Annotated in this window: 15 protein-coding genes; 6 read left to right on the top strand and 9 right to left on the bottom strand. The window is 70.5% G+C overall.

Annotated elements, in window-relative coordinates:
- Positions 1-86: 86 nt before the first annotated feature.
- The 5 genes from AB0M20_RS11530 to AB0M20_RS11510 all read left to right on the top strand — a co-directional run bounded on the left by AB0M20_RS11530 (position 87) and on the right by AB0M20_RS11510 (position 2,958).
- On the top strand, positions 87-215 hold the full coding sequence (locus AB0M20_RS11530; RefSeq protein ID WP_364297008.1) for a hypothetical protein: 129 nt from the start codon (positions 87-89) through the stop codon (positions 213-215).
- An 85-nt stretch (positions 216-300) separates the two neighbouring features.
- Entirely contained in the window at positions 301-552 is a 252-nt protein-coding gene (locus tag AB0M20_RS11525) for a hypothetical protein (protein WP_364297006.1), read from the top strand.
- Positions 509-1,468 (top strand): alpha/beta hydrolase, encoded by a 960-nt coding sequence (locus tag AB0M20_RS11520; RefSeq protein ID WP_364297001.1) that lies wholly within the window; start codon positions 509-511, stop codon positions 1,466-1,468. The genes AB0M20_RS11525 and AB0M20_RS11520 overlap by 44 nt, the downstream gene beginning before the upstream one ends.
- Positions 1,465-2,292, top strand: coding sequence for an alpha/beta hydrolase (locus AB0M20_RS11515; protein WP_364296999.1), 828 nt, complete (start codon positions 1,465-1,467; stop codon positions 2,290-2,292). Before AB0M20_RS11520 ends, AB0M20_RS11515 begins: the two co-directional genes overlap by 4 nt.
- A 135-nt stretch (positions 2,293-2,427) precedes the next feature.
- Positions 2,428-2,958, top strand: a complete 531-nt coding sequence (locus AB0M20_RS11510; RefSeq protein WP_364296997.1) for an ATP-binding protein — start codon at positions 2,428-2,430, stop codon at positions 2,956-2,958.
- 19 nt (positions 2,959-2,977) lie between these two features.
- On the opposite strand, the gene AB0M20_RS11505 is transcribed toward AB0M20_RS11510, so the two are convergent.
- Positions 2,978-3,316, bottom strand: a complete 339-nt coding sequence (locus AB0M20_RS11505) for a cytoplasmic protein (RefSeq protein WP_364296995.1) — start codon at positions 3,314-3,316, stop codon at positions 2,978-2,980.
- 58 nt (positions 3,317-3,374) lie between these two features.
- Here AB0M20_RS11505 and AB0M20_RS11500 point away from each other — a divergent pair, with 58 nt between their 5' ends.
- Positions 3,375-4,025, top strand: coding sequence for a TetR/AcrR family transcriptional regulator (locus tag AB0M20_RS11500; RefSeq protein ID WP_364296993.1), 651 nt, complete (start codon positions 3,375-3,377; stop codon positions 4,023-4,025).
- Positions 4,026-4,057: 32 nt separating this feature from the next.
- Here the strand turns inward: AB0M20_RS11500 and AB0M20_RS11495 are convergent, their stop codons facing one another.
- From AB0M20_RS11495 to AB0M20_RS11460, 8 genes are read right to left on the bottom strand one after another with little or no spacing between them, the layout of a single operon-like run.
- On the bottom strand, positions 4,058-4,570 hold the full coding sequence (locus AB0M20_RS11495; RefSeq protein ID WP_364296991.1) for an SRPBCC domain-containing protein: 513 nt from the start codon (positions 4,568-4,570) through the stop codon (positions 4,058-4,060).
- Positions 4,567-4,869 carry a metalloregulator ArsR/SmtB family transcription factor gene (locus AB0M20_RS11490; RefSeq protein WP_364296989.1) on the bottom strand — a complete coding sequence of 101 codons (303 nt, stop codon included), beginning with the start codon at positions 4,867-4,869 and terminating at the stop codon, positions 4,567-4,569. Before AB0M20_RS11490 ends, AB0M20_RS11495 begins: the two co-directional genes overlap by 4 nt.
- A gap of 20 nt (positions 4,870-4,889) precedes the next feature.
- Entirely contained in the window at positions 4,890-5,726 is an 837-nt protein-coding gene (locus AB0M20_RS11485; RefSeq protein WP_364296987.1) for an alpha/beta fold hydrolase, read from the bottom strand.
- A 48-nt stretch (positions 5,727-5,774) separates the two neighbouring features.
- Positions 5,775-6,287 carry a DUF5818 domain-containing protein gene (locus tag AB0M20_RS11480; RefSeq protein ID WP_364296985.1) on the bottom strand — a complete coding sequence of 171 codons (513 nt, stop codon included), beginning with the start codon at positions 6,285-6,287 and terminating at the stop codon, positions 5,775-5,777.
- Between the two features lie 60 nt (positions 6,288-6,347).
- Positions 6,348-7,217, bottom strand: a complete 870-nt coding sequence (locus AB0M20_RS11475) for a sugar ABC transporter permease (RefSeq protein ID WP_364297011.1) — start codon at positions 7,215-7,217, stop codon at positions 6,348-6,350.
- A gap of 38 nt (positions 7,218-7,255) precedes the next feature.
- On the bottom strand, positions 7,256-8,293 hold the full coding sequence (locus AB0M20_RS11470) for an ABC transporter ATP-binding protein (protein WP_364296983.1): 1,038 nt from the start codon (positions 8,291-8,293) through the stop codon (positions 7,256-7,258).
- Positions 8,294-8,300: 7 nt separating this feature from the next.
- On the bottom strand, positions 8,301-9,641 hold the full coding sequence (locus tag AB0M20_RS11465) for a sugar ABC transporter substrate-binding protein (RefSeq protein WP_364296981.1): 1,341 nt from the start codon (positions 9,639-9,641) through the stop codon (positions 8,301-8,303).
- Positions 9,638-10,453 carry a carbohydrate ABC transporter permease gene (locus AB0M20_RS11460; protein ID WP_364297009.1) on the bottom strand — a complete coding sequence of 272 codons (816 nt, stop codon included), beginning with the start codon at positions 10,451-10,453 and terminating at the stop codon, positions 9,638-9,640. Before AB0M20_RS11460 ends, AB0M20_RS11465 begins: the two co-directional genes overlap by 4 nt.
- Positions 10,454-10,493 lie beyond the last annotated feature (40 nt).

Below are 10,493 nucleotides of genomic sequence, written 5' to 3'. Positions count from 1 at the left end.
CCTGGCTGCTGTGGCGTACCCCGAACCGCACCTTCGCCTGGAGGTTGACGCCGCTGAGCGGGAACCGGACCCGCATGATCAGCCGCATGCGCACCCGCTACGAGTGGCGTCGGCCGTTGACGCCGTTCACCGTGCTGCTGATGGAACTCGCCGACTACCCGATGATGCGTCGCATGCTGACCGGGATCCGGGACCGGGCCGAGACCCGGCAGTGATCATGCCGGCGTCGGTGTCACGAATTCGTGCGCCGCGCTGTCCCTGCAATCGAGGTGCCGGACGGCTCCCGGAAGGAGGATCCCCATGGCTGTGATCACCAAGGCGCACGCCCTCAACGTCATCCGCCGCGCATACGGAGAACAGCACGCCGAGGCGATGGCCGAGCACCTGCCCGACCGAATCGACCTCGACGACCCCGCCGACACCAAGGTGCTGTTCGAGCGGTCTCACCCGGGACCGCCTGTTCAGCGACCTCGGCGCGGAACTGTGAGAGAGAAAGGTCGAAACCGTCATGACCGAGCACTTCCTCGAACCCGCGGCTCAGGACTTCACTGACGCCACGGCCCAGCCTCCGTTCCTCTACGAACTCAGCCCTGACGGCGCCCGGAAGGTCCTCGACGACGTCCAGGCCGCGCCGATCCCGAAGCCCGAGGTGAACGACAAGTGGATCACCGTTCCGGCCGACGTCGGTGAGGTGCGGGTCCGCATCGTCAAGCCCACGGACGCCGGCGGCATGCTGCCCACCATCCTCTACATGCACGGCGGCGGCTGGGTCCTCGGCAACGCCGGCACGCACGACCGGCTGGTTCGCGAACTGGCCGTCGGGGTACGGGCGGCGGTTGTCTTCGTCGAGTACGACCGGTCACCCGAGGCCCACTACCCGGTCGCCATCGAGCAGGGGTACGCGACCGCGCGCTGGATCGTTCAGCACGGTGCGACCGAGGGCCTCGACGCGACGCGGCTGGCGGTCGCCGGCGACTCGGTCGGCGGCAACATGGCCGCCGCCCTGGCGATCCTCGCCAAACAGCGTGGTGACGTCGCGTTCGTGCACCAGTCGATGTACTACCCGGTCACCGATGCCGGGCAGAACACCGGCAGCTACGGCGAGTTCGCCCAGGGCCCGTTCCTCACCGCCAAGTCGATGGCCTGGTTCTGGGACGCCTACCTGCCCGACGTGTCCGCCCGGGCCGAGATCACCGCGTCGCCGTTGCGGGCGAGCATCGATCAACTCGCCGGCCTGCCCGAGGCGTTCGTGATCGTGGACGAGAACGATGTCCTCCGCGACGAGGGCGAGGCGTACGCCCGCAAGCTGACCGAGGCCGGCGTGCGGACGACCTCCGTCCGCTACAACGGCATCCTGCACGACTTCATGATGCTCAACCCGCTGCGCCGCACCGCCGCCGCCACCGGCGCCATCGAGCAAGCGATCCATGTCCTCAGCACCGCATTGTCGGAAGGAAAGTCATCATGACCACGCCGACCACCGAAGCCCTGCCCATCGTGTTGATCCACGGGCTCTGGATGACCGCCCGGAGCTGGGACCGCTGGGCGGACCACTACCGGGCGAAGGGGCACGAGGTCATCGTGCCCACGTACCCCGGATTTGAGATCGAGGTCGAGGCGCTGCGCGAGAAGCCCGAGATCATCGCCGAGGCCTCCGTTCCCGCGACGCTCGACCACCTCACCGACGTGGTGGAGAGCTTGGACCGTCCGCCGATCATCATGGGCCACTCATTCGGCGGGACGTTCACCCAACTCCTGGTCAACCGAGGGCTGGGCGCCGCCGCGGTGACGATCGACTCGGCTCCGACGGAGGGCGTGCGGGTGAATCCGCCGGCTCAGATCAAGTCGCTGTTCCCCGTACTCAAGAACCCGGCCAACCGGCACCGCGCGGTGGGATTCACCAAGGAGCAGTTCCACTACGCGTTCGCCAACACGGTCAGCCGCGAGGAATCCGACGCGGCGTACGACTACCTGCACATCCCGGCGCCCGGCAACTGGGTGTGGGCCTACGGCCTGATCGCCAACTTCAAACCCGGCCACCAGGAGACCTGGGTCGACTACGACCTGGACGACCGCGCCCCGCTGCTGTTCATCATCGGCGGCAAGGACCACCTGATGCCGCCCGCGGTGATCCGGGCGAACGCCAAGAAGTACCGCAACTCCGAGGCGACGACCGAGACCTACGAGTTCCCGGAGCGCTCACACTTCACCGGTGTCGAGGCCGGCTGGGAGAAGGTGGCCGACTACGCGCTCGAGTGGGCGACAAGCCACGCCCGGACGCGACAGGGCTGATCCGATGAGGTTCCCCGCGGCGGCGAGCGCCGGCGCCGCCCGGGGACCGGACAAGGGCCTTCGACAGGCACCATGGACCACGTGCATGAGACGGTGAGCGGTACGCAGGCGGGTCAGGCACCCACACTGTTCTTGATGGTGGGCCTTCCCGCGTCCGGGAAGACCGTGCGGGCGCGGGAGCTGGCGGCGCGTGGGGCCCTGCGGCTCACCGCCGACGACTGGGCGCTCTCCCTCTTCGGCCAGGAGGACCGGCACCAGGAGCGGCCCGACGGCAAGCGGTGGCTGCTGGAGGGTCGACTCGTCGCACTGGCCATCGACGCTCTGCGCCTTGGGGTCAGCGTCGTGCTCGACTTCGGATTCTGGTCGCGCGATGAGCGCTCCGCGCTGTGCTGGATGGCCGGTTCAGTGGGAGCGTCATGCGAGATCATGTACTTGCCGGTGGAGCGCGACGTGCAATGGAGCCGGATTCAGCACCGCTGGAAACACACGCCGGAGCAGACGTTCCCCATGGCCGAGGCGGAGCTCGACCCCTGGCGAGAAGCGTTCGAGGTCCCCGACGCGGACGAGCTCTCCGGTTCATTTGTGCCCTCCCCACCGCCCGGGGATGAGAGCTGGTTCGACTGGGCTCAGCGGTTCTGGCCCTCCCTCCGCGGCGTGGGTGGGTGAATGATCTCTTGTTCGAGGCTCAGGTGCGGGGTCCCAGCTGCCCGGCCCGCGTCGGCGCCTGTGCCGGCTCCTTGAGTTCCACGAACAGCGTCATGGTGTCGGTGCCGCCGATGTTCTGCCCGGAGTGCTCCTGGGCGTCGAGCCAGCGGATCTCGCCGGCCGGCAGAGCCACGTTCACGCTCTGCTCACCGTGGATCAGCTGACGCTGAAAGGACGACATCGTGATCATGACGCTGTCGGGATGGTGATGCGGCCGGGTCCGGTCGCCGGGCCGGTCGTGGTAGCGCAGGACCCGAACCCGAGCGTTCTCGAACACCACCGAGTAGAGCTCCGGGTTGGTCAGGACGGGATCGTTCATGACGTCTTCCCTTCGTGCCGACACACGCCGGCCAGGCTTGTGGTACTACCATCCCATCATGGGCACCTCAGTACCACAAGCGCCCTCTCCGGGTTCGGCCACGTACGTGGACACCGGACGGTCAGCGCAGAAGCGACGCACCCGCGACGCGCTCGTGACGGCTGCGCGGCAGGAGCTGGCACACGGGCGTCCGGTCACCGTGGAGTCCGCGGCCACCGCGGCCGGGATCTCACGGACCACCGCCTACCGGTATTTCGCCAACCACCGCGATCTGATCGCCGCGGCGCACCCGCAGATCGACCTGGAGTCGCTGCTCCCGACCCCGGCGCCGGCTGATCCGGCCGAGCGGTTGTCGTTGGTCATGCGGGCCTTCATCCATGACGTGACCTTGGCGTGGGAGCCACAACTGCGGGCCGCGCTGCACCTGGCGCTGGCCCCGCCGCCCGAGCCGGGGACCGCGGATGCCGGAACGCTGCGCCAGGGCCGGGGCATCCGGTGGATCCTTCAGGCGCTGCAGCCGTTGGCCGACACCCGTCTTGGGCTCGACTTGGAGTTACTGGCCCGAGCCATCCGCTCAGCCGCGGGCATCGAGGCGCTGATCTGGCTCACCGATGTGGGTGGCCTGCCTAGAGAGCAGGCCGCCACGGTCATGCATGCCTCCGCGATGGCCATTTTGCGCGATGCCACCCAGCGGGACACCTGGCCCTGAGCTCGCCGCCTCCTTGCGATGGATCAGACGAATCATGATCGATCGGAACGCAGGTCCGCCGCGAAGCGTCGTCCCGGCGTCGGGTCGACGCCGAAGCGCTCGGCGTAGCGTTCGTGGATCTCCTCCCACGACTCGTGTGCTTGCTCTTCGGAGAGGTACTCACCGGCGAGGTGGGGCTCGAGCCGCGAGAGGTAGCTCTCCCAGCCGGCCGCGGTCTGCGCCGCGAGCCCGCGGTCGTTGATGACGTGCGTAAAGATCAACCGGCAGCCGTCCCCGTGCGCGGTCAGGTCGAAGCTGTACAGCTCGCCCGCGTAGGTCCAGGCCAGGCGATGGGGCGGATCGACCTCCGTCACCTCGCCGGTCGCGCCGGCGGCCTCGAAGGTCTCACCCGTGGCCGGTGTCCAGTTGGTGGCTGCGGGAAACCAGCGCTCCAGCTCCGCGGGCACGCTGACAGCCCGCCACACGCGCTCGACGGAGTGTGCGAGCGTGCGTTCGAAGCGCAGCGCCGGGCGGCCGTCGATCGTTTCCATGGTTCCGTCGGTCATGGGTTCTCCTCCAGGTGTCGTTCGAGGGCGTCGAGGCGCCCAGACCAGAACGCGCGATAGGGCTCCAGCCATTGGTCGACCTCCGCGAGCGGTTCTGGACGCAACGCGTACAGGCGCCGCTTTCCGTCCGCCCGCACCACGACGAGCCCGGACTCGCGCAACACCTTGAGGTGCTTGGACACGCCGGGCTGGCTGAGCTCAAGGCACTCCACCAGCTCCCCGGCAGGCCGCTCGCCACCCCGCAGCAGGTCCAGAATCTGTCTGCGGTGCGGCTCGGCCAGGGCGGCGTAGGCGCTCATGCCTTCATATCACCAGACGGCTATATGATGTCGCCGGCCAGGTCCGCCACCGCGTCGATGAGTTGCGGGCCGTTGAGCAGAGACGCGTCGTTGTGGTCGGCCCCCTCGACGGCGACGATTCGTACGGGTCCTGCGGCATTGTCGGCAACGATCACGCTGTGCGCCGGTGGAACGATCGAGTCCGCGGTGCCGTAGACGACGAGCGTGGGTGCGGTGATCCGCGCGATCAGGTCCCTGACCGGAAACCGGTCCCGTGCCAGCAGCCGTACGGGCAGGAACGGATAGTGCTCCTGGCCTACCGCCGGCAGGTCGGTGAAGGGAGACCGCAGAACGAGACCGGCGGGCGGGTGTTTCGCCGAAAGGGCGGTCACCACCGCCGCACCCAAGCTCTCGCCGTAGTAGAGCAGCCGCTCGGCGGGAATCCCGGCCTGTTCGATGATGTAGGTCCGTGCCGCCTCGATGTCACGCGCCAGGCCTTTCTCGCTCGGGCTGCCCGGGTTGCCGCCGTACCCGCGATAGTCGACGAGGAGCACGGTGATCCCCCGGTTCGCCAACGCCGCGGCGAGCGGCAATCGAGCGAGCCTGTTGCCCGCATTGCCGGGCGCTACCAGCACTGCCACGTGCTCGTCGGGTGTGCCGGGCCGGGGAGCGACGAGCCAGGCGTCCAGATTCAGCCCATCAACGGTACGCAGGGTGACGTCCTGAACGCCGGAGACACTGTGGGACGTGGGCGACGGCGCCGATCGATCCGGAAAGTAGATCAGCCGCCGCTGCAGCAACCACACCACCGCGACGAGCAGCGCCGCGAGCAGAAGCACGACAAGCGCTACCCGCGCCGGAGCCGACACCTTGACCATCGCCCCATTGTCCGACGTGCCAGGCGCGGGCGTCTCGTCTCAGCGAGCTCAGGCCTTGGTGACGCTGCGGACCACCACGCTCTGGGCGGCGCCCGCCTCGGCGCACCCGCCGGACGCGGTTGTGACCTGGCCCTGGACGGTCACCCGGTCCCCGGGCCGCAGAGGTTGCACACGGCTGCCGGTCAGGCCCCACAGGCGGTCACCGACGCGGAGCATGGCGCAGTCGCCGGAGCGCTCCACGACGCCGGTGAGCTTGCGATTGCCGTGCGGCAGCTCACCGGGCAGCTCCCCCGATCCGGGCGGTGCCGCCGTGGTCGGGGGCGGGCGCGTCGGCCGGGTCGTCGCGGCGCGCCCGCCGGCGGTGGTCGCGGACGACCTTGGCGTTGCGGCGGCCGATCCCCCGGTGGGCGAGGACGCTGTGGGCGGGGACGCTCTGGGTGGGGACGCCACCGGTGGGGACGCGGCGGACGACGGTCCGGCCGCGGCAGGGCCACGGTCGTTCTCGGAGCCGCACGCGGCCAAGGGCACCAGCACGGCACCGGTGGCCAGGACGGTGAGCATGCGTCGCACGGTAAGAGCTCCTCCCATACCGAATGGGACGGTGGCGGCCGATGCGCGGTTTCACACGTCGTACAGGTCACGATAGCGGCGCAGCAACCGCCACTGCACCGTGACCGCGGCGACGGTCAGCACCAGCATGATCAGCGTCGCGGCGGCGGCGTAGCCGTAGCGCAGGTATTCGAACGAGGTGCGGTAGATGAACAGCGGCACGTAGGTGGTGGCGTACGGGGGCGGGCCGCCGTCGGTGACCACCAGTGCCGGCACGAACGAGAACTGCAGGCTCTGGATGAGGTCGCGGATCAGCAGCAGTCCCAGCACCGGCGCCATCAGCGGCAGCGTCACCCGGCGCACCACGTCCCAGGCGGTCGCGTCCTCCAGCGCCGCCAACTCGTAGACGTCGCGGGGCAGCGCCCGCCGCACGGCCAGCAGGATCACGAACATCTCACCGATGGTGAACAGGCTCATCAGGATGATCGCGGCGCGGGCGCCGGCCGGGTCGGTCAGCCACAGCGGCGGTGTGCGCCCGAACGCGGTCAGCCCGTTCTCGCCACCGAGGCGCAGTATCTGGTTGATCGGCCCGTACAGCGGGTTCAGCAGCCAGAGCCACAGCAGGCCGTAGGCGATCTCGGGCACCGCGGTCGGCAGCACCGCGGCCGCGCGGGCCGGGCCGCCGGCCGCCACACGCCGGTGCAGCAGCAGAGCCAGGCCAAGGGCGATCAGCAGCCGCAGCGGCACGGCGATCGCGGCGAAGACAAGGGAGTTGATCACCGCGGTACGGAAGATCGGGTCCCCGGCGAGCTCGCCGAAGTTCGCGGCGCCGCTCCACACCGGAGGCCGGATGAGGTCGAAGTCGGTGAACGCGAGCGCCAGGGTCACCGCGAACGGCGCCAGCACCAGCACCACCAGGCCCAGCACGTACGGGGTGAGCATGAGCCCCAGCTGCCGGTGGCTGCGGTCCGGCTCCGACCTCACGGCGACGTCACCCGGTGGCCGGTGCCGGCGTCGAACAGGTGCACGTCGGCCCAGCGCACCGCCACCCGGATCGACTCCCCGACGACCGGCCGCGCCGACGCCGGCACCCTGGCGGTGACCGGCGCTCCCCCGTCCGCCAGCCGCAGGAAGGCGTACGCGTCCTCGCCCACGACGTCGACCCGCTCCACGATGGCGGCGGCGCCGATGTCGCCGACCCGGACCGCCTCGGGGCGAACGCCGATCCGGTGCCTGCCGCCGACCGGCCCCGGCGCGCCGTCGGGCACCAGCGGGCCGTCGCCCGGCAGGACGTTCATCGCCGGCGAGCCGACGAACCGGGCCACGAACAGCGTCGCGGGCGTGCGCCAGATCTGATCGGGGGTGCCGACCTGCTCGATGCGCCCGTCACGCAGCACGGCGATCCGGTCGGCGAGCACCAGCGCCTCGGTCTGGTCGTGGGTGACGTGCACGGTGGTGACGCCGAGCCGGCCGTGCAGCGCCTTGAGTTCGCCGCGCGTCTCCACCCGCAGCTCCAGGTCCAGGTTCGACAGCGGCTCGTCGAGCAGGAACAGGTCCGGCTCGCGGACCAGCGCCCGGGCCAGGGCGACACGCTGACGTTCGCCGCCGGAGAGTTGGCCGGGCCGCCGGTCCAGCAGGTGCGCGCAGCCCACCGCGTCCGCGGCGGCGGCGGCACGCTCCCGCGCCGCCGCCCGGGACACGTCGCGCACCTCCAACCCGAAGGTGATGTTGTCCACGGCGGTGAGGTGCGGGAACAGCGCGTACGACTGGAACACCATGGACACGTTGCGCCGGCCGGGGCGCAGAGCGGTGACGTCGCGCCCGCCGATCAGCACCTGCCCGGCGGTGGCCGCCTGCAGCCCGGCGACCACCCGCAACAGGGTGCTCTTGCCCGCTCCCGACGGCCCCAGCACGACCAGCAGCTCGCCGCGGTCCACCGCCAGGTCGAGGTCGTGCAACACCGGTACGCCCCGGTACTCCGCCGACAGGCCCCGCACCGCCAGTCCGGGTTCACTCATCAAGTGATCATCGCGGATACTCGCCCCGGGCGAACAGGGGGCGGGTCTGCTCGTCGAGCTGCCGGATGACGTCGTCCAGCCGGTCGCCGCGGTACAGGGCGTTCTCCAGGATCCCGCCGGTGACGTCCTCGATCTCCGGCCAGGTCGACACCGTGGGTAGCGCGCGGACGGTCGGGATCGCGTCGAGGAAGACCTTGGCGCTGCGCGGCGGCTGCGCCGGGCCGAGGAACGCCGGGCTGGTGGAGACGCCGATGTGCGACGGCACGGTCCGCCCGGTCGCGGCGATGATCCGCTGGCCCTCGGCGCTGACCGCGTACTCCATGAAAGACCACGCCGCGTCCTTGTTCTTGCTGCCGCGGGTCAGGCAGTACGCGTCGGAATGCAGGACGCCGGCCGGCTGCCGGTAGATCGGCATCGACGCCACGTCCCACTCGAAACCGGTGATCGACCGGAACGTGGTGGTGGAGCGCCGCGACGAGAACAGCATCGCGAGCCGGCCGTTGGCGAAGCGGGACTCGTCGTCCTCGGCCTCGACCTCCTCGTCGGTGGGCACCACCCCGTACGCCAGCCGCAGTTCGATGAGGTTCTTCAACGCCTCGCGGGCGGCCGGGGTATCGAGGGTGAGGCGGGTCGGCCGGGCCGGGTCGTCAACGATGTCGGCGCCGTTGGACCACACGAACGGCGCCAGCCGGATGATCGACGGCTCGATGCCGAGCCCGTGCACGGCGGGACGGCGGGCGGCACCCTCGCTCTCAGCGCCGCGGATGACCGCCCCGTTCGCGTCGCGGGTCATCGCGGTCGCCGTGGCGAGCAGGTCGTTCCAGGTCCAGCCGGCCTTGGGCAGCGGGACGCCGAACTTCTCGAAAAGCGACCGGTTGTAGTAGACGGCGAGGCTGGAGACGTTCTGCGGAAGGCACAGCTGCCTTCCCTGCCAGGAGAACGCGTTCATGGCCACCGGGTAGTAGTCGGCGGGCTCGATCGCGTTCGAGGCGGCGATGCGCTCGTCCAGCGGCTCGATGGCGCCCTTGACGGCCAACTGGCCGTAGAAGCGGTAGTTCATCAGGAACAGGTCCGGCGGAGCGCCGCCGGCGATCGAGGTGGCCAGCCGGGCCAGCAGGTCCTTGCGGTCGCTGGCCTCGATGAGCTGCACGGTCTTGCCGGGGCGTGCCTTCGCGTACGCGTCGATCAGCGTCCGGTAGGCCGCCAACTCTTCCGGGGCGCCGAAGGCCAGCAGGCGTACGGGGCCGGCGGAGTCCCCGCCCTCGCGGTCGTCGCGGCCGCAGGCGGCGGGCGCACCGGCCAGCACCGCGCACAGCAGCAGCACGATCCATCGGCGCACGGTCGTCATCGGAGCCGTCCTCTCGGGTTGTCGGGGCGGAGGAACCACCACTGGGCGATCACGAACACCACCACCGGCGGAACGGTGGCCAGCACCGCGCCGGCCAGGAACACCGGGAAGTTCGTCGGGTCGAGCACCGACAGCGACCGCAGCGCGAGCGGCAGGGTGAACAGGTCGCGGTCGTAGACGTAGACGAGCGGGTCGAGCAGGTTCGACCAGGTCAGGATGAAGGCGAGGGCGGTCAGGGCGGCGGTGACCGGCCGGACCACCGGCAACGCGAAGCGCCACCAGGTCTGCAGCGGGGTGAGGTCAGCCAGCCGGCAGGCGTCGTACAGGTCGGTGGGCAGCGCCCGGAACGCAAGGTAATAGACCAGCACGTACAGCGGGGAGGCGCCCAGCAGCGCGGGCGCGATCAGCGGCACCAGCGTGTCGGTCAGGCCCAGCGATCGGAAGATGACGAACCGCGGCACCAGCAGCGCGGTGGCCGGTGCCATGAGGGCAACCAGCGAGAGCGCCACCACGACACCGGTGACCCGGCGGGCGGAACGGGCAAGCGCGAACCCGGCCCACGAGGCGACGAGCACGCTCAGCGGCACCGCGACCGCGGCGACCAGCAGCGAGTTGAGGGTGGCGCGGGCCAGCCCGCCCAGGGCCACGGCCTGCTCGTAGCCGGTCGTCGACAGCGGGTCCGGTATCAGCTGTGGGGTCGGTGACGGCGGCTGGCCCGGCGCGGTGAACGAGCCGGACACCAGCAGCAGCAGCGGCGGCACGAACACGAGCACCACGAAGACCGCGCCGACGGTGCGCCACGCCTGGGCCACCCGGGTGGGAAACGGTGCGGGGCCGCGTCGGCGGCCCCGC

This window comes from Actinoplanes sp. NPDC051633, from assembly GCF_040681735.1.
Lineage (GTDB): Bacteria > Actinomycetota > Actinomycetes > Mycobacteriales > Micromonosporaceae > Actinoplanes.
The sequence above is the reverse complement of the archived record's forward strand: the minus strand, read 5'-3'. Positions and strand labels throughout refer to the sequence as shown.